At 69.1% G+C, this 25,598-nt stretch carries 23 protein-coding genes and 1 pseudogene; 15 read left to right on the top strand and 9 right to left on the bottom strand.

Going from position 1 to position 25,598, the window contains the following annotated elements; all coding sequences use genetic code 11:
• Positions 1 to 154 precede the first annotated feature (154 nt).
• Positions 155 to 520 carry a c-type cytochrome gene (locus ACXJKQ_RS09090; protein WP_457105436.1) on the top strand — a complete coding sequence of 122 codons (366 nt, stop codon included), beginning with the start codon at positions 155 to 157 and terminating at the stop codon, positions 518 to 520.
• 255 nt (positions 521 to 775) lie between these two features.
• On the opposite strand, the gene ACXJKQ_RS09085 is transcribed toward ACXJKQ_RS09090, so the two are convergent.
• Both ACXJKQ_RS09085 and ACXJKQ_RS09080 read right to left on the bottom strand, forming a co-directional pair.
• Positions 776 to 1,129: a hypothetical protein gene (locus tag ACXJKQ_RS09085; RefSeq protein ID WP_457105435.1), complete on the bottom strand. Its 354-nt coding sequence runs from the start codon at positions 1,127 to 1,129 to the stop codon at positions 776 to 778.
• A 236-nt stretch (positions 1,130 to 1,365) separates the two neighbouring features.
• Positions 1,366 to 1,632, bottom strand: coding sequence for a hypothetical protein (locus ACXJKQ_RS09080; protein WP_457105495.1), 267 nt, complete (start codon positions 1,630 to 1,632; stop codon positions 1,366 to 1,368).
• Positions 1,633 to 1,787: 155 nt separating this feature from the next.
• On the opposite strand from ACXJKQ_RS09080, the gene ACXJKQ_RS09075 reads away from it, so the two are divergent.
• The 8 genes from ACXJKQ_RS09075 (at position 1,788) to ACXJKQ_RS09040 (ending at position 10,562) form a co-directional block, all read left to right on the top strand.
• Positions 1,788 to 3,086 carry a nucleotide sugar dehydrogenase gene (locus ACXJKQ_RS09075; RefSeq protein WP_457105434.1) on the top strand — a complete coding sequence of 433 codons (1,299 nt, stop codon included), beginning with the start codon at positions 1,788 to 1,790 and terminating at the stop codon, positions 3,084 to 3,086.
• 65 nt (positions 3,087 to 3,151) lie between these two features.
• Positions 3,152 to 3,769, top strand: a complete 618-nt coding sequence (locus tag ACXJKQ_RS09070; protein WP_457105433.1) for a CoA-binding protein — start codon at positions 3,152 to 3,154, stop codon at positions 3,767 to 3,769.
• A 210-nt stretch (positions 3,770 to 3,979) separates the two neighbouring features.
• Positions 3,980 to 4,441, top strand: a complete 462-nt coding sequence (rplM, locus tag ACXJKQ_RS09065) for a 50S ribosomal protein L13 (RefSeq protein ID WP_457105432.1) — start codon at positions 3,980 to 3,982, stop codon at positions 4,439 to 4,441.
• 2 nt (positions 4,442 to 4,443) lie between these two features.
• The gene (gene rpsI, locus ACXJKQ_RS09060) at positions 4,444 to 4,929 is read left to right on the top strand and encodes a 30S ribosomal protein S9 (protein ID WP_457105431.1); all 486 of its coding nucleotides are present in this window, start codon (positions 4,444 to 4,446) and stop codon (positions 4,927 to 4,929) included.
• Between the two features lie 169 nt (positions 4,930 to 5,098).
• On the top strand, positions 5,099 to 6,049 hold the full coding sequence (gene argC / locus ACXJKQ_RS09055; RefSeq protein ID WP_457105430.1) for an N-acetyl-gamma-glutamyl-phosphate reductase: 951 nt from the start codon (positions 5,099 to 5,101) through the stop codon (positions 6,047 to 6,049).
• Positions 6,050 to 6,189: 140 nt separating this feature from the next.
• The gene (locus ACXJKQ_RS09050; protein WP_457105429.1) at positions 6,190 to 7,533 is read left to right on the top strand and encodes a coagulation factor 5 8 type domain-containing protein; all 1,344 of its coding nucleotides are present in this window, start codon (positions 6,190 to 6,192) and stop codon (positions 7,531 to 7,533) included.
• Positions 7,534 to 7,610: 77 nt separating this feature from the next.
• The gene (locus ACXJKQ_RS09045; RefSeq protein WP_457105428.1) at positions 7,611 to 8,855 is read left to right on the top strand and encodes a hypothetical protein; all 1,245 of its coding nucleotides are present in this window, start codon (positions 7,611 to 7,613) and stop codon (positions 8,853 to 8,855) included.
• Positions 8,856 to 8,876: 21 nt separating this feature from the next.
• Positions 8,877 to 10,562, top strand: a complete 1,686-nt coding sequence (locus ACXJKQ_RS09040; protein ID WP_457105427.1) for a GDSL-type esterase/lipase family protein — start codon at positions 8,877 to 8,879, stop codon at positions 10,560 to 10,562.
• 107 nt (positions 10,563 to 10,669) lie between these two features.
• Here the strand turns inward: ACXJKQ_RS09040 and ACXJKQ_RS09035 are convergent, their stop codons facing one another.
• The gene (locus ACXJKQ_RS09035; protein WP_457105426.1) at positions 10,670 to 10,993 is read right to left on the bottom strand and encodes a hypothetical protein; all 324 of its coding nucleotides are present in this window, start codon (positions 10,991 to 10,993) and stop codon (positions 10,670 to 10,672) included.
• A gap of 292 nt (positions 10,994 to 11,285) precedes the next feature.
• Between ACXJKQ_RS09035 and ACXJKQ_RS09030 the strand changes: the two genes are divergently transcribed.
• Entirely contained in the window at positions 11,286 to 12,179 is an 894-nt protein-coding gene (locus ACXJKQ_RS09030; protein ID WP_457105425.1) for a hypothetical protein, read from the top strand.
• A 163-nt stretch (positions 12,180 to 12,342) separates the two neighbouring features.
• Here the strand turns inward: ACXJKQ_RS09030 and ACXJKQ_RS09025 are convergent, their stop codons facing one another.
• From ACXJKQ_RS09025 to ACXJKQ_RS09005, 5 genes and pseudogenes are all read right to left on the bottom strand, one after another.
• Positions 12,343 to 14,727: a glycosyltransferase family 2 protein gene (locus ACXJKQ_RS09025; protein WP_457105424.1), complete on the bottom strand. Its 2,385-nt coding sequence runs from the start codon at positions 14,725 to 14,727 to the stop codon at positions 12,343 to 12,345.
• A 52-nt stretch (positions 14,728 to 14,779) separates the two neighbouring features.
• Entirely contained in the window at positions 14,780 to 15,196 is a 417-nt protein-coding gene (locus ACXJKQ_RS09020; protein WP_457105423.1) for a hypothetical protein, read from the bottom strand.
• A 596-nt stretch (positions 15,197 to 15,792) separates the two neighbouring features.
• Positions 15,793 to 16,431 (bottom strand): annotated as a pseudogene (locus ACXJKQ_RS09015) (DedA family protein); the annotation flags it as partial.
• A gap of 79 nt (positions 16,432 to 16,510) precedes the next feature.
• Positions 16,511 to 17,515 carry an NAD-dependent epimerase/dehydratase family protein gene (locus ACXJKQ_RS09010; protein ID WP_457105422.1) on the bottom strand — a complete coding sequence of 335 codons (1,005 nt, stop codon included), beginning with the start codon at positions 17,513 to 17,515 and terminating at the stop codon, positions 16,511 to 16,513.
• A complete protein-coding gene (locus tag ACXJKQ_RS09005) occupies positions 17,512 to 18,273 on the bottom strand; it encodes a hypothetical protein (RefSeq protein ID WP_457105421.1) in 762 nt (253 codons plus the stop codon). Before ACXJKQ_RS09005 ends, ACXJKQ_RS09010 begins: the two co-directional genes overlap by 4 nt.
• A 228-nt stretch (positions 18,274 to 18,501) precedes the next feature.
• Between ACXJKQ_RS09005 and ACXJKQ_RS09000 the strand changes: the two genes are divergently transcribed.
• From ACXJKQ_RS09000 to ACXJKQ_RS08980, 5 genes are all read left to right on the top strand, one after another.
• Positions 18,502 to 20,394, top strand: coding sequence for a glycosyltransferase family 61 protein (locus ACXJKQ_RS09000; protein WP_457105420.1), 1,893 nt, complete (start codon positions 18,502 to 18,504; stop codon positions 20,392 to 20,394).
• 153 nt (positions 20,395 to 20,547) lie between these two features.
• Complete coding sequence (locus ACXJKQ_RS08995; RefSeq protein ID WP_457105419.1) at positions 20,548 to 20,961, top strand: sugar 3,4-ketoisomerase; 414 nt, start codon at positions 20,548 to 20,550, stop codon at positions 20,959 to 20,961.
• Entirely contained in the window at positions 20,958 to 22,055 is a 1,098-nt protein-coding gene (locus tag ACXJKQ_RS08990) for a DegT/DnrJ/EryC1/StrS family aminotransferase (protein ID WP_457105418.1), read from the top strand. Before ACXJKQ_RS08995 ends, ACXJKQ_RS08990 begins: the two co-directional genes overlap by 4 nt.
• Before the next feature lie 110 nt (positions 22,056 to 22,165).
• Positions 22,166 to 22,759 (top strand): GNAT family N-acetyltransferase, encoded by a 594-nt coding sequence (locus tag ACXJKQ_RS08985; RefSeq protein ID WP_457105417.1) that lies wholly within the window; start codon positions 22,166 to 22,168, stop codon positions 22,757 to 22,759.
• Between the two features lie 62 nt (positions 22,760 to 22,821).
• Positions 22,822 to 24,339, top strand: a complete 1,518-nt coding sequence (locus tag ACXJKQ_RS08980; RefSeq protein ID WP_457105416.1) for a glycosyltransferase family 61 protein — start codon at positions 22,822 to 22,824, stop codon at positions 24,337 to 24,339.
• 37 nt (positions 24,340 to 24,376) lie between these two features.
• Here the strand turns inward: ACXJKQ_RS08980 and ACXJKQ_RS08975 are convergent, their stop codons facing one another.
• Positions 24,377 to 25,528 (bottom strand): DegT/DnrJ/EryC1/StrS family aminotransferase, encoded by a 1,152-nt coding sequence (locus tag ACXJKQ_RS08975; protein WP_457105415.1) that lies wholly within the window; start codon positions 25,526 to 25,528, stop codon positions 24,377 to 24,379.
• Between the last annotated feature and the right edge of the window lie 70 nt (positions 25,529 to 25,598).

The following is a 25,598-nucleotide window of genomic DNA, read 5'->3' as shown; positions in this document are numbered from 1 at the left end:
GCCGACGAACCGCGACGGAAGCATGGCATGAAGTTCGGCAGGACCGCCTGATGCAACAGTTAAGGAGATCCGGGCTGGCACCCTGATGTCCCGCCGCGATCGGGCGCCTGATCCGGGAAATGCGCAAAATTATCTTTTGTATCGAGGTGTATACATGCGTCTGCTCGCATTTGGTGCCGTCTTTACCGTTCTCATCCCTCTCGCGGCGCAGGCCCAGGAGGCCGGAGATGCGGCTGCGGGCGAGAAGGCGTTCGCCCCCTGCAAGGCGTGTCACAACTTCCAGAAGAACGGCGTCGGTCCCGACCTGAAGGGTGTGGTCGGTCGCAAGGCGGGCACCTACGAAGGCTATAACTACTCGGCGGCCTTGAAGAATTCCGGCCTCACCTGGGATGAGGCCAACCTGCATGAGTGGCTGAAGAACCCGAAGGCGAAGGTACCGGGCAACAAGATGATCTTCCAGGGGATCACCGATGACAAGAAGATCAATGACGTGATCGCCTACCTCGAAACTCAATCTTAAATCGACCCGATCTCGGAGCAGGCAAGAAAAACATTCGCCCTATTATTGCCAACTCGAACCCCGCTCGGCTTAGCCGCGGCGGGGCTTTCCTCATGTTTTTACACTCTTGACGTGATAATAGAACCCGATTGTCATCGCGAGATCTTCCGATTGCGCGCGGTTTGCTTATTGTAGCAGCGGTCGCTCGGCGTAACGCACCGGGCGTCAACAACCTTCAGCCCCGCCGGCACTCGCCGCGCGGGGCTTTTTCGTGGCTCAGCGGCCGCTGCCGGAGGACAGGCTGGAACCCACGCTGCCGGAGAGCTGACTCGGCGTCCCGAGCTGGGTGCCGTTCGGATTGCTGTCCAGGCTGAGATCGGGCGACACGAGGCCGCCGGGCGCAGGGTTCGTCGACTGAGCGGGCTCGAAGGCCTGGCGGCCGCCGGCCAGCGGAACGATGACGCGATCCGGTCGGATCGTCGTCTCGCAGAGCCCCTGGCAGATCGGAACCGTGAGGTCGGTCTCCTGGCAGATCGCCTTCATCTCGCCGCGGATGCAGGTGCAGCGGCACAGCGCCGAGGCGGGCGCCGGCAGCGCCAGCAGGGCGACGGCGAGCATGAACAGGCGCATGTTGGTCGACCTCGTTGCCCACGACAGGGCGATCGCGGCTCATAGCACGTCGCGTCCCGGAGCCCGAACGCGGCGGCGGCCTCACCTGCCAGGTCCGGCACCACCGTACCCATCGTGGGGGCAATCCGTCGCCCGGTCTGAACGCCAAGATGCCGGTGGCGTCCGCCGGTCGCCTGGGCGCTGGGACGGACCACAGCACCGCGGAGCGGACGCGTGCCCGGATCCCCCTTGGGCGGTCAGAGTACCGGTGCGTCCGCCTCGCGGATGATGCGCACCGGCCGGAACGCTCGGGCCGCCACTTCGGCCTCGACCCAGGCGCGGGCCGCAGCGGCCGCGGGATGATCGGTGAAGGCGGCCGGGCGCGGCGGCCATTCCGAGCCGGACTGGACGACGTAGCCGCGCGTGCCCGCGGCGCAGGGGCCGATATAGCCGAACACCTTGCCGGTCCCGTCCACAAGGTCGGTGCAGCGGACCGGGCCTTCGGTCCAGCGGAGGTCAGGCATCGTCACGCCCCCTATGCGCGATTCGGGTAGGCCGGTTCACAGCCCGCCGCGACCGACAGCACCTGCATCGAGTCGACGCCGGCGCGGACCGCCCCTATACGCGCCGGGCGGCCGGGTCGTCATCGGCGCCTTCCGAGCCCGCAGAGGGATCCGGCGTGGCAGACGACTTGGCGGACAGCGTGGCGATCGTCGGCCTCGGCTATGTCGGGCTCCCCCTCGCCCTGGCCTTCGGCCGGACACGGACCACGATCGGCTACGATCACGCGGCCGACAAGGTGGCGGCCTACCGGGCCGGGCGCGACCCGGCCGGGGAGATCGACCCAGAAGCGTTCCGGGCCGCGGCGCACCTCGCGATCACCGACGACCCGGCCGCGCTGGGCGCGGCGGACGTGATCGTCGTCACGGTCCCGACCCCGGTCGATGCGGCCCAGAGCCCCGATTTCGCGCTGCTGGTCCGGGCCTCGGACCTCGTTGGCTGCCACATGCGGCCGGGCGCGACCGTGGTGTTCGAATCCACCGTCTATCCCGGCGCCACCGAGGAGGTCTGCATCCCGGTCCTGGAGCGGGCCTCGGGCCTGCGCTGGAAGGCGGAGTTCTCCGTCGGCTACTCGCCGGAGCGGATCAATCCCGGTGACCGGGAGCACAGCCTCGCCAAGGTGGTGAAGATCGTCGCCGGCGACACCCCCGAGACCCTGGAGCGGCTGAAGGCCCTCTACGGGTCGATCATCGAGGCGGGGCTCCACGCCGCCTCGTCCATCCGGGTGGCCGAGGCCGCCAAGGTCATCGAGAACACCCAGCGCGACCTGAACATCGCGCTCATGAACGAACTGTCGCTGATCTTCGACAAGCTCGACCTGGACACGCAGGAGGTCCTCGCGGCTGCGGGGACCAAGTGGAACTTCCTGCCGTTCCGCCCCGGTCTGGTCGGCGGCCACTGCATCGGCGTGGATCCCTACTACCTGACCCACAAGGCCGCGATGATCGGCTATCATCCCCAGGTGATCCTGGCGGGGCGGCGCATCAACGACAGCATGGCCGCCCACGTGGCCCGCAGCACGGTGAAGCGGATCGTCCGGCGGGGCGGTCACACCGGGCGGGCGCGGGTCGTGGTCCTCGGCCTGACCTTCAAGGAGAACTGCGCGGACCTGCGCAACTCGAAGGTCGCCGACCTCGTGCGGGAGCTGGTGGAATTCGGCTGCGCCGTGTCGGTCCACGATCCGCGCGCCGGCAAGGCCGAGGCCCGGGCCGAGTACGGCATCGCCCTCGTCGACTGGGACGACCTGCCCGCCGACGCGGATGCGGCCGTGATCGCGGTCCCGCACCGGGATTATGCCCGGCTCGGGGCGGAGGCGATCGCCGCCCGGGTGAAGCCCGGCGGCCTGATCGTCGACGTGGCGGCACTCTACGCGAAGGCGGCGTTCGAACGGCTGGGCTACGAGGTCTGGCGGCTGTGACGGCCGGGCCGCCGGCCAGAGGAGCGGCACGGACGACGATCATCGGGACGACGAGGAAACACGCCATGGACGAGACGGGCCACGATCACCGGCCGCCCGCGCCCATCGACGCGGCGGCGCTCGCGGAGCGCCACGCCCGCTACCCCGACGCGCAGATCCGCGCGATCATGAACGCCACGCGCACGATCGCGCTGGTGGGCGCCTCGGCCAACCCGGCGCGCCCGAGCTGGATCGTGCTGAAATACCTCCTCGACCGGGGCTACGCGGTGACGCCGGTCAATCCCGGCCTCGCCGGGCAGGATCTGCTCGGGCGCCGGGTGGCGGCCTCTCTGGCCGAGGTCCAGGAGGCCCTGGGCGACCAGCCGATCGACATGGTCGAGATCTTCCGCAACTCCGCCGCCGCCGGACCGCTGGTCGACGAGGCGCTGGCCCTGACGCCGCCGCCGAAGGTGATCTGGATGCAGCTCGGCGTGCGCGACGATGCCGCCGCCACCCGCGCCGAGGCCCGCGGGCTCACGGTGATCATGAACCGCTGCCCCAAGATCGAGTACGGGCGGCTCTCCGGCGAGATCGGCTGGACCGGCGTGAACTCCCGCATCCTCAGCGCGAAGAAGCCGGTGCTCGCGGGCCGGGGCGTTCAGAGGCTCACCATCGCGGAGCGCGGCCGTCGCGGAGATTCGTAGCGGTATTCTGATACCGTGATCCATAAATCCTTGTCGAATATCGCGTTTTCCCGATTTCACATTTCTTTCTTGACCGGACCTCCGGGGCCGTCTAAGCACCGGCCACCGCCGCCGCGTGTGCTCCACGCGGCGGCTCGTTTTTCGGCACCCCGATGTCCGCGGATCCCGACGCGTCGGGGTCCGGTCCGTCGGAACCCCTGGGATTTGGCTATGAAGACCACCTCGCTGAAGCCCGCCGAGGTCGACAAGAAGTGGATCGTGATCGACGCGGAGGGCCTCGTCGTCGGCCGCCTCGCGTCGATCGTGGCGATGCGTCTGCGCGGCAAGCACAAGGCCGCCTACACGCCCCACGTCGATTGCGGCGACCACGTCATCGTCGTCAACGCGGACAAGGTGAAGTTCACCGGCCGCAAGTACGTCCAGAAGCGCTACTACTACCACACCGGCTATCCGGGCGGGATCAAGGAGCGCACGGCCAAGTTCATCCTCGAGGGCCGGTTCCCCGAGCGCGTGGTGGAGAAGGCTGTCGAGCGCATGCTGCCCCGCGGCCCGCTCTTCCGCCAGATCCTCGGCAACCTCCGCGTCTACAAGGGTGCCGCGCATCCGCACGAGGCCCAGCAGCCGCAGGCGCTCGACGTCGGCGCCCTCAACCGCAAGAACGTGAGCGCTTGATCATGGCGACCCTGCAGTCCCTCGCCGACCTCAACCGGGCGAATGCCGGTGCGGTCGACCCCGCCAACGAAGCCCCCGTTCACGTCCAGAAGCTGGACGCCCAGGGCCGTGCCTACGCCACCGGCAAGCGCAAGGACGCGGTCGCCCGCGTCTGGATCAAGCCCGGTAACGGCACGGTCACGGTCAACAAGCGGCCGGTGGAGGTCTACTTCGCCCGTCCGGTGCTGCGCATGATCCTGCGCCAGCCGCTGGAGATCGCCGGCCGCGTCGACCAGTACGACATCAATGTCACGGTGGCGGGCGGCGGCCTCTCCGGCCAGGCCGGCGCGGTGCGCCACGGCCTGTCGAAGGCGCTGACCTACTACGAGCCGGAGCTGCGCGCGCCGCTGAAGCGCGAAGGCTTCCTCACCCGCGACGCCCGCGTGGTCGAGCGTAAGAAGTACGGCCGCAAGAAGGCCCGCCGCAGCTTCCAGTTCTCGAAGCGCTGATATCCGGTCACACCGGTGTCACGGAGAGGGCGGTTCCTGCGGGAGCCGCCCTTTCGCGTTTTCAGGCCGCGGCACGGCCGTTGACAGGCTGCCGCACCGCGCGCACCTGATCCCCGGCCGCGGCGCCCGACTCGGGCGGCACGGCATATTCGAGAGAGCGAGACGGACGATGTCTGGCGCAGGCGCGACGAAGCCCACCGTGTTCATCGACGGCGAGGCCGGCACCACCGGTCTCGGCATCCGCGAGCGCCTGGAGCGCGACGGGCGGGTCGCCCTGCGCAGCATCGCCCCAGAGCACCGCAAGGATCCGCAGGCAAAGCGCGCGCTGCTCGCCGAGGTGGACCTCGTCGTGCTCTGCCTGCCGGACGAGGCCGCCAAGGAGACAGTGGCGCTGGCCGACAGCCTGCCCGGCGGCGGCCCGCGCGTCCTCGACGCCAGCACCGCCCACCGGGTCGCGGAGGGCTGGACCTACGGCTTCCCCGAGCTGACCCGGGAGCAGGCGGCGGCGGTGGCCCGCGCCCGGCGGGTCGCCAATCCAGGCTGCTACCCGACCGGCGGTGTCGCGCTCCTGCGCCCGCTGGTGGAGGGCGGCCTGATCCCGGCCGACCACCCGATCAGCGTCAACGCGGTCAGTGGTTACAGCGGCGGTGGCAAGAGCATGATCGAGGCCTACGAGCAGGGCACGGCGCCGCCGTTCCAGCTCTACGGCCTCGGCTTCGCCCACAAGCACCTGCCGGAGTTGCAGCGCTACAGCGGGCTCACCCGGCGCCCGATCTTCGTGCCGTCGGTGGGCAATTTCCGGCAGGGCATGCTGGTGAGCGTGCCGCTCCACCTCGAGACGCTGCCGGGCCGGCCCACGGTCTCCGACCTCGAGGCGGCGCTGCGCGACTGGTATGCCGGGCAGAGGCTGGTGCAGGTGGTTCCGGGCGCCGGAACCGGCGCGCACCGGGAGAAGATCGAGCCGGAAGAGCTCAACGACACCGACCGGCTGGAGCTGCGCGTGTTCGGCTCGTCCGAGCACGGGCAGGCGGTGCTGGTGGCGCGCCTCGACAATCTCGGCAAGGGCGCCTCCGGGGCGGCCGTGCAGAATCTCGGGTTGATGCTCGGGCTCGACGGCTAGCCGCACGGGCGCCGGTCCCTGTCTGCGCACAACGCGGTGACAGAGCCCTGACGCCCGCCTCGACAGAGGGGGGCTCGGTCGGCGAAGAGGAGACCTCGGGGTGCGGGCCTCGAACCGCTCCCTTCGCACCGCGAGACGCGATGAACAGCGACCTGATCGATGCGGCCTTCGGCCGGCTCTGGCACGACGTGGAGGCTGCGGCCGGCGAGACCGACGGCCCGGCCGGGCCACCCGGCGTTCAGGTCGATCTCGGCTTCCGCTGCCCGGTCCGCCGCGTCGCGTTCGCGACCGCCTCCGCGGAGCCGCCGCGCCTCGCCGTCTCCGACGACGGGCAGGTCTGGCGCGAGCCCGACCTCGATGCGCCCCGGAGCGGGGCTGATGCCCTGGTGCTCGCCCCGGGAGAAAGCGCGTGGGCGCGCCACGTCCGCGTCCTCATGGACGGCCTCGTCCGAGGCGACCCGCCGGCAATGCACGTCCTGTGCGACCAGGCGGATTTCGACCTCATCGTACTGCGGCGCGTCCTCGACGTGCCCTTCGACATGGCCGACGAGCGGCCAGGCGCGAATCCTTACGTCTCCTACCGCCTCGTCAGCGCAGAGCGACCACATTCCCGCGCCCTGGTGGGGCTGGCGCTCTACGAGTGCGGCGCCTTCGGCAACTGCCTGATCCAGCTGCTGCTCGCCATCGGCATCGCCCGCAACCTGAACCTGAAACTCATCAAGCTCCCCGCCGCCGACCGGAGCGAGGTGATCGGGCTGACAGGCCCGCTGACCTGCGGCGGGATCACCTTCATCCCCGGCTCTGCGCCCCTGCCGGACGACGGCGCCTTCCTGTCGGGGATGTATTTCGATCTCGGGATCCAGCGGCTCGCCGGCACCCTCGGCCCCGAGGAGACCCGGGATATCGTGCGGACCTGCATCCGGCCGCTGTTCAGCCGGCTGCCGCGGGACATTCCGGCCAAGCCCGACGACGAGTTGCTGATTCACATCCGATCCGGGGACATCTTCAGCACCTGGGTGGCGCCGACCTACCCGCAGCCGCCGCTCGCCTTCTACCAGATGGTGATCCGGCGGCTCCTGGCGGAGGGCCGCGTCAACCGGATCAAGATGGTGTTCGAGAACCGGCTCAACCCGGTGATCCCGGTGCTGGAAGCCTGGATCGCGGAACTCGGCATCCCGCTGTCGACGCAGAGCGGCACCCTCATCGACGATGTCGCGGCGCTGATGAACGGGCGCTACCTCGTCTTCGGGCTCGGCACCTTCGGACCGGGGGTCTGCCAGCTCTCCGAGCATGTCGAGCAGGTCTACTACTTCGCCTCCGGCTGGCCGCAGCACTTCAAGGGCATCCCAACCATCGGGCGGGTCGTCGAGGTAGTAGACGTCGGCGGCGGCTATACGAAGGTCGGCGAATGGGACAACTCGCCCGAGCGGCGTGCCCTGATGCTCGAGTACCCGGCCGGGAACCTCGCCTTCGACGACACCTGAACCCGGCCGCGTTCCGGTGCCTTGCCGAAGCCGGCAAAACCGGTGACAAGCCCTCGAGCCACCGCCGGAGGACAGATTTGGCCAGCGCTGACCCATCCTCAGAGGCCCTGCGCGTCAACGCCTTCGACATGCACCGGGCCGAGGTGCTGATGATGCAACGGCGCCGGCTCCGGCCGCGCCACACGACCCTGGTCAGCTTCGCCGCCAAGTATCACTACGTCGAGAGCCAGCACCGACTGCTGGCCGCGGCCGCCGCCACGGGCGATTTCGACACGATCGAGAGCTGGTCCCCCGACCGCCTGCGCGAGACGCCGTTCTACCGCGCGCACCGCGAGATCCTCGACCGGTCCCGGGGCGCGGGGAACTGGGCCTGGAAGCCCTACGTCATCGCCGAGGCTCTGGAGAAGCGCCGCGACGGTGACTTCATCGTCTTCAGCGACACCGGCATGCAGGCGGTCGGCGACGATCCGCTGCCGCCGGTGGCGCCGCTGCTCACCTGGCTCGACGGCTCGGAGCGCCGGGTCGCCGTGGGGGTGCTCCACGGAAAGCCGCAGCGGGCCTGGACCAAGCGCGACTGCTTCGTGCTGATGGACTGCGACTCGGCGCGATACTGGGACGCCGACCAGATCCAGGCGTCCTGGATCGCCTTCATGGTCAGCCCCGCGACCCGCCGGCTTGTCGCCGAATGGCTGCGCTACGCCGGCGATCCGCGGGTCGTCACCGACATCCCGAACCAGATGGGGCTGCCGGATCTCGACGGCTTCATCGACCACCGCTTCGACCAGAGCATCCTGTCGAACCTGATCTACAAGCTCGACCTGGAGATCCCGCCCCTGCGGCAGCCCTCGAAGCAGATCCGGACGCTGATCGAGGAGCTGGAGACCGACACGCTGGTCGCGACGCGCCCCTCCGAGAACATCGCCCTGGGCAAGACCTGGACGGCGAGTTCCGCCTCGCCCTGGTCCGGGACTACCGGCACCTACGGCGCGCGCACCACCGGCGACCCGTCCTTCTTCTTCCACACCGGGCTCGACCGGAACCCCTGGTTCGTCCTCGATCTCGGCGCGGTCGAGCGGGTCTCGGAGATCCGGATCTACAATCGCTGGGGGCAGCTCAGTGAGCGGGCGCAGCTGATGCGGGTCTGGCTGGGCGAGACCGAAGATGCGTACCGCCTCGTCTTCGACGCCGTGGACGCCCATTGTCATCCTGGCCTGCCCCTCCACCTGCGGTTCGACACCGCGCGGTTCCGCTACCTCAAGGTCGACCTCGACGAGGAGCAGTACCTGCACCTCGACGGTATCGAGATCTTCGCGGCGCACTGAGACCGCCCGGATCGCGACGGCATGAGCAGGGCGATGCAGGACAAGCCGCAGTTCCCGTTCGGACCCTTCCTGTTCCTGGGCGATTCGGTGACGGCCGGGTGGACGGCGCAGAACCCGCCCCTGTTCTCCGGACCACAGGCCGTGGGCCGCGGCATCGCCGGCCAGTCGGTCCGGGATACGGCGCGCCGGCTTCGCTCGGAAATCGCCCTCTACGGCGCCAAGGGCCTGCACCTGCTCTGCGGCCGCGACGACATCCTCGACGGCGCGCGCACGCCGACACTCGAAGGCATCGTGACCGACATCGCCGCGATGCTGCGGGACACAAGCGACCTCTACGTGCGGACCTGGGTCGGCTCGATCCTGCCGGTCGATCCGAACGCGCTCGGGGCGGCCGGGCGGCCGGTCGCGCTGATCGGCGGGGTGAACGCGTGGTTGCGCGACCACGTGCAGGAATACGGTGCCCACTTCATCGACTACGATCCCGTCCTGGCCACGGAGACGGGCGCGCTCCGGCCCGAATACAGCGACGATGGGATCGGCCTCAACGCGGCCGGACTCGCGGCGCTTGAGGCGGCGACGCTGGCGGTCCTGACGGTCCCGGATCTGGAGCCGATCTGGCCGCCCCCGGAGAGCGAGGACGCGGCGCGACGGCGCAAGTTCCTGCATCATTTCGGCTATCTCGACTCCAACACGCGCTATCCGAGCCCGTTCATCCAGTTCGCCGGCAAGCCGGGCGCGAGCCATTACGGCGTCCCGTTCGACGCCGACGGCTTCCTGAACGCCGCCCCGATCATCGCGCGCAAGCCGGAGGGCGAGACCCGGATCCTGGTCGTCGGCGATTCGACCACCATCGACGGCGGCGACATCGCCAACACCCTGCCGGGCCGCATCGAGCGGATCCTGCGGGCGGACGGCCTCGACGGCGCGAAGGTCTACAATTTCGGGGTGATGTCGAGCTGCCTCACGCAGATGACCCACCTGATCTGGTCGCGGCTCGTCACCTATAGCCCCGACGCGATCGTCGTGCTCAGCGGCAGCACGGATCTCTTCCAGCCCTGGACCTACGATCCGCGGCCGGGCCACCCCTACAACGCCTTCATCACCGAGCGGCTCTACGACCACTTCTTCGACACGCACGACCCCCGAGCCCGCGAGGACGGCCTGTCCTACGACGCGCTGATCACGCTGATCTACGAGGCGCTGAAGCGGCTGCGGGCCGAGGTCGGCTGGCAGAGCCCCGGCTGGGAGGACGCCATCGTCCACCATTACGAACTGGCGGCCCACCGGCTGACCAAGCTGTCGCACGACCACCGCGTGCCGATCATCAGCGTCCTGCAGCCGACGATCCTGCGCAAGCGCCACCTCACCGAGGCCGAGCGCGGCGTCGCCTCGGGGGCGTTCCTGGCCTATCTCGACCGTCAGTACGCCAAGCTGGAGGCGTTCACCGCGCAGCTCGCGGCGCGGCGCCCGTACCGGCGGACCTTCACGGCCCTCGACCTCAGCGGCATCTTCCGCGATCGGGAGGAGGGGACCTTCTACGACATCGTCCACTACGACGATCTGGCCCGCGAGATCGTCGCTGCGCGGCTAGCGGCTGAAGTGGCAGGCGGCCTCGACAGAGCCCGGTCCTCGGTACCACTCGAACGCCTGCGGCGCTTCCTCGGCGGTGGCCGATGGCCCCGTACGGTCCAGCGGATCTCAACGTGAGCTTGGCGAGCTAAGCGGCGGCGTAGAAGGCGCCGGTCCATTAAGCTGGTTGGACCAAGCGCCATTTCGTGCAGTGGATTTGGTCGGCGGACGTCATTAACACCGGCTCACGCGCCAGCGCGCAGCACAACGCGGCGAGGACGGTGCCAAAGTCCTATCATAATCCGGTTGGGATCGACGGCGACCACCGTGCTGCCGTTGACCATAAGGGTGCCGGCATATTCCACGCGCAGAAATCCGTGCTGGGCATGGACGCCGAACAATAGCTCTGCGGTCCAGCTGAGCCGGTGCGCCTTGACGCCGAACTGGTCGATGAAGGCCAACGCGTTCGCCCACTTCGCCGGCAGGAGATACCGGCAGGGCGACGCGTGCTGGGACAGGCGCTCAATCTGGTCGCGCCAGGAGGCGACGGTGGAAGGGATGTCGGACATGTCGGCGGGGTACGGCGAGTGGTTGCGGCTCCGCTAACCGTCCGCTCGGCCGTGCCCCGATCTGCTCATGGGGCGGGGGGGCGCCTGATGTCTTCAGCGTGTGGGCAGAGCCGATACGCAACGTGGCTTGGAGACAGGATGGCCGACGGCGGTTAGCGGGCCGTGCTACCGGGAACCGCCAGGACGTTCCGGGACACGGCCGCGCACTAAAAAGCCGGCCGCGGCGCTGGGCTTGGCAGGGTTTGCAAGCTAGTGGGTAACGGCACGCCCGCAATGCGGACAGTCACCTGACATGCCTCCGTCCCTGCCGTTCGATCCGGATGCTTACTTTGCGGTCCTTGAGGCGAAACGCGACGCCTTCATGGACGGCCGCGCCGAGATCGACACGGTCATCGTTGGATCGTCTCACGGCGACTACGGTGTTGACCCTGCGCACATCGCGGGCAGCTTCAATCTCTGCACGGCTAGCCAAGATATGCGGCAGAGCGCCATGATGTACGCCTGGGCCGCACGCCGAAACAGGCGGCTGCGGCGCGTCATCGTAGTCTATTCGCTGTTCTCCTACGGATTCGACTGTGCGCGTAGTGCGGATCACGCGCGATGTGTGTTTCTGCGCCGCGCCTTCGGCTTCCGGTGGTCGCGAGACTTGGATGACGCGCTCTGGCCGATCGATTTCAAAACACGATGGCCGAACCATCCGCATACACTGCCGCCGATGGACCGAGGCTTTGCGCGCTCGAACGGAGTGTCGTTCTTCGAAGTTGAAGAGGGATTTGTCGCGCGTCGCGTGGCCAGGCACATGGAACTGAGTGAAGTGCGCGACCGCGGTGAAAGCCAGCTCGCCCATCTGCACGCCATCATGGTGCTGGCGAGGCGGCGCGGGGATCAGGTCGTGGTCGTGATCCCGCCTGTGCGTTCCGACTACCACGCCGCGGTGTTGCCCGGTGTCACGCTGTTCGGCAAGATGAAGACCATCTGCATGCGAGCCGGTGTGCCGCTGGTGGACACCTTCGACGATCCCGCGTTTGTGTGGAGTGACTTCGGGGATCCCGATCACCTGTATCCTGACGGCGATGGGTCCCGTAAGCTCGCAGCGCGGATCAATATCGCCCTTAAGGCGCGCAAGGCACTGGATTTCAATTGGGCCAGAGCTCTGCACCGTGTCCGATCGGCCACTGGCATCTAGAGCCAGTCCCGCGCCGCGTGTGACGGGTTTGCGGGTAGCCCGTTGGGGGGGAAGGAACCTGCTCAGGCATTTACCCCTGTCTGTGTGAACCGCCCCGGGTTTTCCGGAGGCCGTTTGGTTTGGTTCAGGCGGCCAAGCTCGGTCCGCTGCGCGCGACTCGCGATCAGCCCGGCTCGGCCATCCGCTTCACCCGGTGGGTGAAGATCACCGACAGCCAGGGCACGACCTCGTGCTCGACCTCGATGGAGATCAGCACCTCGAGGTGGAGCGCGTAGGGAAGGGTAAAACGGAAGCCGCAGCGGGCCTCCTCCATGGTTGTGGGCATGTCGCCGAGCACCGCCGCGATCACGTCCGGCCGGTGGACGTCGACGGGGATACGCTGGACTTCGCCGTCCACCTCCACGATCAGCGTCGCCTTAGCGCGGCTCGCCGAGACGACCCAGCCGGCCAGCACCACCTGCCCGTCCTGGATCTCGGCCCAGACCCGGTCCTGGGGGGCCTCCAGGTTCGCGCGGGCGAAGGAATCCGGCAATTCCCCGTCGAGTTCGGCCACGGTGCAGCCGACCTCGTACTTCTCGAAGCCGCGCCCCTCGCCGAAGATGCCGGCGAATTCCTTCTGGTACCGGGCGATCCGGGCGTTCTTGATCTCCTCCGGCAGGCCCGACCACTGGCCCTTCTCCTGGACCGTGTAGACCGAGAGCAGTTCCCGCAGGAACGCGATCCGGCCCTCGTCGGCGACGTAGAGGTTCATCAGCCAGTCGGCCGCCGATGCGTTCGCGTAATAGGCCTCCGGCACCCGGCGCAGGGCCTCGGCGCGGTAGAAGCAGCAGGAGAAGTTGGCGGTCAGCGGCGAATTGGCCAGCACCGGGAAGCTGATCGTGCCGGTGGGATAGCGGCCCTGCTCGTCGTGCGGCACGTAGGAGCCGGTCGCCGGGTAATGGAGCAGCACCCAATTGAAGCACATGTCGAGCGCGCGGTCGTTGCGCAGCATCCGCATCTGCATCGCGACCTTGCGGTCGGACAGCCAGTAATCGTCCGCCTCACAGAAGGCGATGTACCGGCCCGTGCAGGCAGAGAGGCAATCCTGCATGTTGCGCAGCATGCCGAGGTTCTGAGGCCGGGGCCGCACCACGATCCGCTCCGGATCGCGCGCCCGGTAGCGCTCGATGATCTCGGCGGTGCCGTCGGTCGACTTGTCGTCGCCGATCACGACCTGCAGCCGGAACAGGCCGCGCTGGCCCAGCACCGCGTCGAGGCAGCGGCCGATATCGGCGGCGTGGTTGTAGGCGGTGACGATGACGCTGACGGTGAGCTGCTCCATCAGCCACGCGCGCAGGGCGTCCGGCTCGCCGGTGAGCGCCTCGGGCGCGTCGAGGCCCATGTCGCGCAGGGCCGCGCGGGCGATGTCGGGATTGGCCTCGATCAGCCGTCCGAGGCTCGGCACGTCCTCCTCGTCGAGATAGGCCTCGGCCAGCCGCCGGAAGATCGATTTCTGCGCCGCCTCGTAGCCCGCCGCGTAGCGGCCGCCGAAATGGCCGCGCAGCTTGCGGAAGAACGCGATCTCGGAATTGCCGAGCTTCTTGTGCCGGGCGAGCTCGGTGGCGTAGGTCGCCCACATCCCGGCGGCGTGCTTGCGGTAGACCGCCATCACCTCGGGCAGGAAGCCGATGCGCCCGACCTCGGCATGCATCAGGTGGACGTACCAGTCGCCCGGGGCGATGCCCTCGTCGAACGCGAACGCCTCGGCGCCGTGGTAGCGCCAGCGATAGAGCACGCTGTTGGTCTGGACGAAGTTGTGGGCCACGAGGTCGGACAGGGACGGCTGCGCGCTGCACTGCTTCGGATAGAGCTCCTCGACCCCCGGCATGTCCTCGTAGACGACGCGCACGCGATGGAAGCAGAGGGTGAATTCCGGGCGCGCCCGCAGGAAGTCGACCTGCCGCTGGAGCTTGCGCGGGTCGGTCCAGTAATCGTCGCCCTCGCAGATCGCCAAGAACTCGCCGCGGCAGCGCTCCGTCAGGTCGGCGAAGTTCCTGTTCGGGCCGAGGTTCTCGGTGCGCAGGACCGCCACGAGGTTGGGGTGGCGCGCGGCGTATTCGGCGATGATCTCGGCGGTTCCGTCGGTGGAGCGGTCGTCGCCGACCAGCAGCTCGAAGGGAAAATCGGTGGCCTGGCTGAGGATGCTCTCGAGCGTCTGCCGGATGAACGCCGCCTGGTTGTAGGTGATGCACAGGACCGAGACGACCGGCCGGTTCCAGGCCGGCGCGGGCTGAGTCTCGGCCTGCGCCCGGATCATGGCCGCGAAGGGATTGACGAAGCTGCCGTCGAAGGTCTCGTCCGGCGGCGCGGCGAAGTCGGCCCGGGGCCGGCGGCCGAGCCGGGCGCCGTACTTCACGTAGTGCTCGAGCGGCGACAGGTCGGTCAGGCCGACATCGGGGTAGCGGGTCGCGTAACCGATATGGTCGAACTGCCCGCTGGCGTAGATGGTGGCAAAATCGTCCTGCCACGGCTCGAGCGCGGGCGCGGCCTCTCCTGCACCGTCCTGCATCGATCAGATCCCTTGAACGCGCGTCAGCGGGCCGCTGTCCCAGACCATGCCCTCAAAGGGTGCTGGGGAGCCGCCCTTCCTCGGAGCCGTGGTTGTAATAGTGGTGCGTCGGATCGGCCCCGGCATTGGCGACGTCGTCGTTGCACGCGAGGTAGAACTGGCGATCGAACAGCCCGGACGTCTCGAGCCATCCGAGCAGCGTCGCCTCGGGGACGACGGGCGCGCGGTCGGGGGTCGCTGCGGCGGCCTCCCGATAGAGATGCGCGAACCGCGCGATCCGCGCCGCGACCTCCTTGGCGGCGGGACGGCGCACCGAGGAGGCGACGACACTCGATTGCTCGCCTGGGCGCCGGCGCTGGAGGTCGGCCTCGGCTAGACGCACCAGACGGGCGAGCTCGCCCTGCGCCTCCTTGAGGCGCGCCTGCGTCTCCGCGAGTTCGGCCCGCAGCGCTTCCACGTCCTCGCCCAAGGTCGGCTCCGTCTCAGTCGCTGAGCCCGATGGGTCCTGAGCACGCGGCCGCCGGCGGGATCGACCGGAGGCCGGCGCGACGGGGCGCCCCTGTCGGGTAGGAGGGGGCTGTACGATCGGCTCCGGGACCGGTCAACCCTGCACCCGGAGCGCGGCCCAAACCGGGCAAACGGTCACGCTGCCAGCCTGATGGCCTCTTCCGACTCCTCGTCTGATTCGACCTCCAGACGCGGAAGTCGCCGGCCGATGACCAGCAGGAGGCCGATCGAGAGGACTAGGATCACGGCGATGCCGAGGATCCCGATATGCCCGATGAGCCGTCCGTAGAGGCCACCGGTGACGCCGTCGTGCCAGGAGATCACCGTCATGCCGGCGACGGCGGCGACGAGGAGCACGGCGATCTTGAACCACAGGGGCCAGGGCGCGCGGCGCGTCTGGAGGGTCGCTTGCGCGGCGGGCTGCGGCGCCGCGCGGTCCCGCTTCGCCAGGAGCGCCTCGACCTGAGTCTGGAAGTCAGCCTGGAGCGGACTATTCGGGTCTATGGCGCCATTTTCCGGGACGGGCTCGGCCTGTGGCCGCGCCTCGCCCAATTGCTCGGTCAGTGGACCGGGGATCTCAGCCTCGGCGGCGACCATCAGACGCGCCTCGTGCCGGCGCATGAACAGCCATAGCGCGACGGCGCCGAGCAGGACGAAGGCCAGCAGCCCGAGGCCGACCGGCCCCATCACGTTCTCGATCGACCGTCCGCACAGGTAGGCGCCGAACCCCATGATCGAGGCCCAGGCCACGCCGCCGAGGGCGTTGAAGGCGAAGAAGCGCCGTGCGTCGAGCTTGTTCACGCCGGCCAGGACCGCCGCATAGGCCCGGAGCATCGCGGTGAAGCGGCCGAAGAACACGATCTTTCCGCCGTGCCGGCGAAACAGGTATTGGCCGAGCTTGAGCCGGCCGTGGTCGAGCCCGATCAGGTGCCCCTTCCGCAGGAGCAGGGGCAGGCCCCAGCGGCGGCCGACCCAGTAGCCGGCATTGTCGCCCAGGATGGCGGCGGTCGCGGCGATCGCCACCACGACGGCGATGTTGATGTTGCCGGTGCTGCCCGCGTAGGCCGCCGAGGTCAGCAGGACCGTCTCGCCGGGCAGGGGCAGACCGGCGCTCTCCAGCGTGATGATGACGAAGATGGCTAGGTAGCCGTAATGCGCGATCAGGTCGGCGATCGGCAGATCGTGCAGGAAGGACATGGGGTCTCCTCGCGGATCGATGCCGCGCGCTTTCGCCGACAAACGTGGCCGCTCCGGGGCGGCGTGAGGTTCAGGTCGGTCAGCCGGGGGCGAAGGGCGAGCCCGCCGCCCGCGACTGGGCCAGATGGGTGCGCATCCACGCGATGGTCCCGGTGAGCCCGGCCTGCAGCGGCACGCGGGGCTGCCAGCCGAGTTCTGACCGGATCAGCGCGGTGTCGAGCACGTTGGCCGGCACGTCGGCGGCGCGGCTCGACCGATGCACGCAGGGGAGGTGGTCTCGCCCGAAGGCCGCCTTCAACTCGGCGATGATCTGGTTGACGCTCAGGCCCCGGCCGCTGCCGACATTCAGCACCTTGTGCGGCCCCCGATACGCGACGGCCCCGAGGAAGGCATCGCTCACATCGTCGATGTGCAGGAAGTCGCGCACCACCGCGCCGGTCCCCCAGACCTCCAGAGGCTGGTCGGTGAGGACGCGGTGGATGTAGCTGCCGATCAGGCCCTGGTGCTTGGTACCGAGCTGGAAGCGGCCGTACGGGTTGGCGATCCGCAGGATCTGGTAGTCGATCCCGTGAAGGTGCCGGTAGAGGTGGAGCGACTTCTCGATCATTAGCTTGCTGATGCCGTAGGCCGAGATGGGGTCGGTCGGCGCCCGCTCGCGGATCGGGATGGCGGCCGGAATCCCGTAGATCGCGCCCCCGGAGGACGCGAACACGAGCTTCCCGATCCGGGCCGAGCGGCAGATCTCCAAGAGGTGCAGCGTGGCGATCGGCGCCGCCGAGAGCTCCGCCGACGGGTCGCGGTTGGAGCTCTCGGGGATCGAGCCGGCGATCAGGTGGAAGACGACGTCCTGGCGCTCCACCGCGTTGGCGAGGGCGAGGCGGTCGGAGAACTGGCCGGACACCCGGGCGACGCGCCGGTCCAGGACCTCGGCCTGCGGGTGGCTGCGGCTGAAGCAGGTGACCTCGGCGCCCGCCGCCGCGAGGCGGTTGCACAGGTTCAGCCCGAGGAACCCGCCGCCGCCCAGCACGAGGCAGCGGGCGCCCGCGAGCCCTGCTGGAGGTTCGTCGGCGGCGTCGCCGCTCATGGCCGCGGATCGGCGGGGAGGGCGTCTTCGGACCCGGGTTCGCCCGCCGCGATCAGGCGCTCGAGCAGCATCCGGGCTGTGTCCTCCAGCGCGCGCCGGGTCGGCTCCAGGGGCGCCTTTCCGGAGGCGCGGGCCGCCGCGTAGGCCGCCGCGTAGGCGGCGTCCCAGCCGGCGGCCAGGATGGGGCCGCCGGCCGCCTCCAGGTCGTCCCGGATCGCCGCCCAGGCCGCCCGCTGGGCGGCGTCCCAGACCGCCGCCCGCACGTAGGGGCCGGTCTGCCGCAGGGTGAGATTGGCGATCGCCGCCCGCTTGCGGGCGCGACGGAGATCGTCGCACAGCCCGGCGAGGTCTCCCGGGTCGCGGATCTCGGGCAGGCCGGCCAGCACGTCGGCCTCGACATTCAGCTTGGCGAGGTGGAACCATGCCGGCAGGTGAACGCGGACGAGCCAATCGACCACCATCCCGGCCCGGCGCCGCTCGACGGGTTCCGGGCCGCGCGTCCCGACGAGGCGGGGAAGTAGCGGGAGGATCAGGCCGTCGCGCGCCGCCTGGGGCAGGCCGTCACTCCAGGTGCGGACGAAGGCGGCGATCACGGGCGACGCGCAGGCCGGCCGGTCCGAGAGCGGCTCGCCGGCGAGATAGGCGACCGCCTCCATGGCGCACAGCGCCCCGTCGCGTCCCGCCTGCCGGCCGGCCGCCAGCGTCCGGACCGACGCGATCCGGTCACCGTCGATCTCAAGGCTCCCCGACTCCGGCATCCGAAGGCTTTCCTCTCTCCCGCCCGCGTCAGCCCGACGCCGCGGCCTGCGGCCGGCGCGCGAAGCCCTGGCCGACCGGTTCGGGACGGGGATTTACCAGTTCCGCGGCGGGACGCTAAGGGTGGGCTCCTGCCACGACGCCCGATGCGCGGCCACGCTCCTTGGCGGCGGCCATTCAAGGCTCGCATCGCGTCGATGCCGGGACTGGGCCGGTCGAACGCACGGAACATGTCACAATTCCTGGACCTGATCAGAGATCATCGTGGCGGCCGCGCCGACCTGATCGCGCGGCTCGGCGCACTCGCGGCCGACCCGGAGGCGGCGGGAACGAGTCCCGGCATGATGATCCGCCATCTCGACGCCCTGGCATTCCGGTTGGACGGCGGCGGTGCGCCCGATCTGGCGGCGCAGGCCTACGACCTCGCAGCCACCCTGGCGGGCCGCGACGGCGGCCGCTGGACACGGGCTGCCGCGGAGGCGCGCCTGCGCGACCTCTGCGCCCGCGGACGCTTCGCCGAGGCGGATCCGGTCATCGGGCGGCTGCGCGCCTCGGACGCGAACCGGCTGCGGCCGCGGATTATGGAGGACCTGATCGACAGGGCGTGGCTGCTGGAGCTGCGCGGCGAGGCCGAGGAGAGCGTCCAGTGCTACCGCCTCGCGCAGGAACTCAACGGCGGCGCGCCCGGTCTCGTGTCGCGGGATGGGGACCCGCTCGCCAAGAAGATCAAGAACCTGCGTCGGCTCCAGCTCGACGCGCTGATTGAGGCCGGCGCCTTCGACGCGGCCGTCGCCCTGCACGAGACGACCCGCCGGCTGATCGGCGCCGGCCCCCTGGCCTGCTACGACATGGTCACAGCAGCGTCCCTGGCCGGCCGGCCCGGCATCGACTACGCCGAGTTGCGGCCGCCCCGGCCGATCCAGGCACCGCAGCTCAAGTTCACCGAGCCACCGCAGCACCTCACCTCCGAACCGGGGGACCTGGAGGCGCCGAGCCAGTATTTGACGTTCGTCGACGATTGCCACGCCTTTCCGCGCAGTAACCTCGTCGTGAAGGACGGCCACTTGATCTACGACCTCGCGGCCCATCCCCGCCGGCGGGACGTGCTGCTCCAGGACGGGGTCAATCCGGACCAGATCGTGATGGCGGCCTTCGGGGACCGGCGAGCCCTCGTCGAGGTTCCGGAGGACAGCCTGTCCATCGCGGCCGGCCTGTCGATGTTCGGGCTCCAGAGCCGCAACTATGGCCACTGGTTCTGCGAGTTCGTCCCACGCATGCTCGCGTACAACGACCCGCGGTGCCCGGACGGCATCCCGCTCTGCATCGACGACCACATGCCGGCGACGCACGAGGAGGTGGTCCGGCTCCTCGACACCCGCGACCGCCCGATCATCAAGCTCCCGCCCCGGCCGGTGGCGTTCGGCCGGCTCGGCCTCGCGCCGGTGCCCGCCTTCTTTCCGTTCGAGATGCGGCCGGGACAGCGCGTCTACGACACGATCTGGCCCGCCGATATTCTGGTGGATGTGCGCACGCGCATCCTCGACAGCGCCCGCGAGCGGGGAGCCTTGAGCGGCCGCATCGGCCGGCGGCTGTTCATCTCGCGCAAGGCCTTCGCGCAGCGCCAGCTCGTCAACGAGGTCGAGATCGCCGAGGCGCTCCGCCCGCACGGCTTCGAGGTCATCACGCCGGAAACGATGACGTTCCTCGAACAGGTCGACGCGTTCCATGCCGCCGACATCATCGTCGGCTCGTCGAGCTCGGCGCTCACCAATGGACTGTTCTGCCGTCCGGATTGCCGGATCCTCGGCCTGATTCACGCCAATCTGAGCTTCAACTTCCGGGGCTATACGAGTTTCATCGAGGCCGGCGGCGCGCAGATCACGTTCCTGCGCGGCCAGACGACGAACGAGGACGGTCACGCCTTCCACGCGAACTATCGCGTGTCGCCCCAGGCCGTCGCGGAGGCCCTCGCGAACCTCGCGCCTGCCCCTCGCGCGGGCAACGTTGCCGGGCCCGCAGCGGCCCCCGCCCCCGAAGCGCCGCCCGCGGTGCCCTCCGCCGACGCCTCGCTTTTCAGGCGGGTGATCCGGGCGCTGCCCTTCGCCAATCGGGCGGATTCATGAGCGCCCGTTGCGGACCGGGTCCGGTCGGCTTAGGACGGCCCGGCGAGGCGACCCGTGCCTGTCTTCGCAGACAAGCCACAATCAGGTCCTTCCGGCGCCGTATCGAGCGCGCCGCGTGCCTCGGCACCCGCAGGATCTGAGCTGGAGTTTCCCATGGAACTGACCGACGCGCCGCATCTGATCGAGTTTAGGCAGATCCGGGACCCCCGCGGCGCCCTGACGCCGATCGAGGCGGAGGCGGACATCCCGTTCCCGATCCGTCGCGTCTACTTCATCTACGACGTCTCCGACGGCGCCATGCGGGCCGGACACAGCCACAAGGCCCTGCATCAGGTCCTGATTGCAGTATCCGGCAGCTTCGTGGTCCACCTCGATGACGGAGAGAAGCGTCAGAGCTTCCGGATGAGCCGCCCCAACGTGGGCCTCTACGTTCCACGCATGACCTGGCGCGACATCGACGAGTTCTCGGGCGGCGCGGTCTGCCTTGCTCTCGCCTCGGAGCGATACGAGGAGAGCGATTATTACCGGGATTATGACGCGTTCCTCCGCGCCAAGGGTTTGCAATGAAGGTTCCGTTCCTCGACCTGAGCCGGACGCACGACACGATCCGCGCCGATCTCGACTCGACGTGGCACCGGATCCTCGACCGCTCGCGCTACATCCTGGGTGAGGAGGTCGAGGCCTTCGAGGCCGAATTCGCCCGCTATTGCGGGGCCGAGCACGCCATCGGCGTCGCGAACGGCCTGGACGCCCTGCACCTGATCCTGCGCGCCAACGACATCGGTCCCGGCGACGAGGTGCTGGTCCCGTCGAACACCTTCATCGCCACGTGGCTCGCCGTCAGCCAGGTCGGCGCCACGCCGGTCGCCGTCGAGCCCGACCCGGCCACGTACAACATGGATCCGGCGGCCGCCGCGCGGGCGATCAACGGGCGCACGAAGGCGATCATCCCGGTCCATCTCTACGGCCAGCCGGCCGAGATGGCGGCCCTGCGGGACCTCGCACGCCGCCACGGGCTCCTCTGCATCGAGGACGCCGCGCAGGCCCACGGCTCGACCTTCGACGGTCGCCCGGCCGGCAGCCTCGGCGATGCGGCGGCCTTCAGCTTCTATCCGGGCAAGAACCTCGGCGCCCTCGGCGACGGCGGCGCGATCACGACGTCCGACAGCGCGATGGCGCACAGGATGCGCGAACTCGCGAATTACGGCTCGAGCGAGAAGTACGTCCACCGTCAGCGGGGCCTGAACTCGCGCCTCGACGAACTCCAGGCCGCGATTCTGCGTGTGAAGTTGCGCCATCTCGATGCCTGGAACGCGCGCCGCCGGGCGATCGCCGGGACCTACCGCGAGTCCCTCGAGGGCTGCGGTCTCGTCCTGCCGCACGTGGACCCGCGCACCGAGCCGGTCTGGCACCTGTTCGTCGTCCGCACGGAGCGGCGCGATGCCCTCGCGGCCCGGCTGAAGGAGGACGGGATCGACACGCAGATCCATTATCCGATCGCGCCGGCGGATTCCGAGGCCTACCGCGATGCGCCGAAGCTCGGCTCGAGCGATCTCGGCCGGACGCTCGGCCGCGAGATTCTCAGCCTGCCGCTTGGCCCGCACATGCGCGACGAGGAGGTCCAGCACGTCGTCGCGGCCTGTCGCGAGGCGGCCCGCTGATCCGCGCCCGCGAGGCGGAAACCGTGCCCGGGACGCCCCACCGTCCCGGGCAGGTGGGCGCGTGCCCGCAAGGACCAACATCGGCGAGGCCGCAGGGGCCGGAGCGCAGCATGGACAGCCCACGCAGAGATCTCAGTGCCTGCGGACATCTTCGCGCCCTCGATCCGCGGGCGCGTACGCATTTCCGCCTCGTCGACGTCCCGGACGCCGCGTTCATCTTCGACCTCAGGCAGGACGCGGCGATCGGTCGCTATCTCAACAGGCCCGCACCCTCGGTGGCGGAACAGGCGCAGTGGATAGAGGCGTACAAATCCCGGGAGCAGCGCGGCGAAGATTTCTACTTCGTCATCATGCACGAGGGTCAGCGGCGCGGCCTGATCCGGCTCTACGACATCCGGAGCGAGGAGGGACGCGACTCCTTCTCCTGGGGCAGCTGGATCATCCCCCCGCCGCCGGTTCCCGGCCTCGCCAGCTACTCGGCGCTTGCCATCTACGAGATCGGCTTCTCGGGCCTGGGGTTCGATCAGAGCCACTTCGATGTCCGGAAGGGCAACACGAAGGTCATCGGGTTTCACGTCGGCACCGGCGCGACGATCGTGTCGGAGGACGCGGATAATTTCTACTTCGTCTTCGAGCGGGAGCGCTACGCCCGCTTCCTGGCGGACAAGGGCGATGTGGTCCGGCACCATGGAGCGATCCTGTAGCGGGCCGGTCCGGTGTCACGCCGGATCGGCACGCCGCTGAACGGGATGCAGGACACACTCCGATGAGCCAAGCACCCACACCCTTGAAGATCTGGCTGGCCCGGGCGCTCGTCGACCGGCAATTCTACCTGAGCCGGTATCGGGACGTCGCATTGGCCGGGGTCGATCCGGTGTCCCACTTCGCCGAGTACGGGTTCCGCGTCCCGATGCGGTCGCCGAGCCAGCGGTTCGAGAAGCTCCTGCTCGCCGGTTCCGGGGTGCTGGTGACGGTCGCGCTCCTGTTCGGCGTCGTCCGGTCGGACTTCCTCGACCTCCTGCGGGAGCAGATCATCATCCTGCAGGGCCGCGGCCGGCGCGTGCGCCCGTTCCTGTACCTCTTCGTGTTCCGCCTCTACGCGAGCCTGCAGGCCGCGGAGGTCGGGCAGCCCATGAGGATCGCCCGGATCTACGCAGATGCCCCGTATGCCGGCACGCGACGCATCATCGCCCCCGAGGGGGATTTCGCGTTTACGGATCCGGAGGTGATCCTGTCCGGACAGGCGGCCCGGAACAGGCAGGTGAAGCGCCCGAGCCTGTGGTGCGCCACCCTCGAACAGGCCCAGCTGTTCGGATCCCTTCAGATCGCGGTCGGCGACGCGTTCTTGGTCTCCGAGCCCGCGGCGGACCCGCGCATGAGCTTCGTGGCCGGGCAGCACGAATTCGTGACGGCCCATCCGCTCAATCTGATCCGGTCCACCGAGACGATCTTCGCGAAGCGCCCCGCCACCGCCGAGGCAACGATTCCGGAAGCCGTCCTCCTCGGCGGCCGTTGCGGCGTCAACTATTTCCACTTCCTGATCGAGTACGTCACCAAGGGTTACATCGTCGAGCAGATCGCGGAGCTCGACGACCTGCCGCTGATCGTCCCGGACGACCTGTATCCGCAGCAGCTGGAATTGTTGGAGATCGTCTTTCCGGGCCGGGCGCTGGTGCGCCACAGGCGCGGGACGCGGATCGATGTCGCGAGGCTGCACGTGCCGTCGACCATGACGTACGTGCCGGACTGCCCCAAGACGCCGTTCTGGCAGGTCTCGGCCGTCAACCATGACAGCCTGGCCTGGCTGCGCGACCGGGTCTTGGCGGAGATCGCCATCCCGGCCGGGACGCCGCGGAACAGGAAGATCTTTCTGGCGCGGTTCCAGGGCCGGAACATCGAGAACGCGGAGGAGATCACCGAGTTCTTCAGGGCAAACGGGTTCGAGATCGTCGACACGGCCAAGATGAGATTCGCACAGCAGGTCGTTACCTTCGCGACCGCGTCCCATATCGCCGGTCCGGTCGGCGCCGCCTTTTCGAACCTGATCTTCTGCACGCCCAAAACGAAGATCCTGGGCATCGTCTCGCCCTTCGCGGTCCAGATGTCCCTGTTCAAGAGCCTGTCTGACTTCGCGGGCGCGCGGTACTATGCGCTGCCGGGGACGCACCCGCAGTTCAAGGCGGGGATGGACGTGCGGCGCCCACCGCTGCACGTCTCCCACGGCAGCTTCAGTGTCGATCCGGCGTACCTGTCAGACGCGCTGAAGGTCTTTCGCGAGGCCTGATCGGCGGGACCGGCGAGCCCGCCTCGAGACGGCCCGGTCAGCGCCGGTCCGGCCCCGTCATCACGGCGCGGAGCGCGGCACAGATCTGCTCGGCGGCGCTCACGCCGAGATCGCCGAACAGGGGCAGGCACAGCACCTGCTCGCCGACCCGGTTGGCCACCGGGAGGTTTTCCCGGGCGCTGCTCGGCAGAGGCCGATAGGGCAGGTAATCGCTGCACAGCGGGTAGAAATAGCGGCGCGCGAACACGTTGTAGTGCTTCAGCCCCTCATACACGGCGTCGCGGGTGATGCCCGCCTCCCGCGGGTCGATGCGCAGGCAGTAATACTGAAGGCTGTCCACCGCCGGATCGGCCAGTTTGGGCCGCGTCACGCCGGGCAGGCCCGCGAGGTGCTGATCGTAGACTTCCGCCACTGCCAAGCGCTTCAGCTTCTCCCCGGCGACGGCATCGACGAGGCAGAGGCCGAGGGCCGCCTGCAACTCGTTCATCTTGCTGTTGATGCCGACCGCCGGGACCGACACCTCGTTGGCGATGCCGAAATTCTTCAGGAGTTCCATGCGGCGCTTGAGGTCCGGATCGTTCATCACGATCGCCCCGCCCTCGGCGGTGTGGAACAGCTTCGTGGCATGGAAGCTGAACATGGTGGCGTCGCCATAAGCGGCGATCGCCCGCCCCTCGACCTTGGTCCCGAAGGCATGGGCGCCGTCGTACAGCACCTTCAGCCCGTGCTTGCGGGCGATGCGCTCGATGGTCCAGACGTCGCAGGGATTGCCGTAGACGTGGACGGCGAGGATGCCCGTGGTCCGCGGCGTGATCGCCGCCTCGATCCGTTCCGGATCGAGGGTCATGGACCCCTCCTCGATGTCGACGAAGACGGGATCGATGCCGTGCCACGAGAGCACGTGCGGCGTCGCCGCGAAGGTGAACGGCGTGGTGATCACCTCGCCCGCGAGGTCGAGAGCCTTGACGGCGGTCATCAGCGCGTTGGTGCCGTTGTTGAACAGCGCGATGTGGCCGTCACCCAGATGCGCCTGGAGGCGCCGTTCGAGCTCGACGTGCTGCGGGCCGCCGTTCGAGAGAACGGCGCTGCTCCAGATCGCCTCGAGATGCCGAGTGAAGACGGCGAGTTCCGGCAGCATCGGGCGGGTGACGTAGATCGGCTGCTCAAATGGCCGCGGCTGCGCACTCATGATGACTCCTGCCGATGCACGGACAGCAGCCCGATCATCGTGAAACGAATAGCTTAGAGTGGCCGACCGT

It is taken from the genome of Methylobacterium sp. P5_C11 (assembly GCF_054049775.1).
Note: the sequence above shows the minus strand (reverse complement) of the source record. Positions and strands in the feature narration are given on the sequence as shown.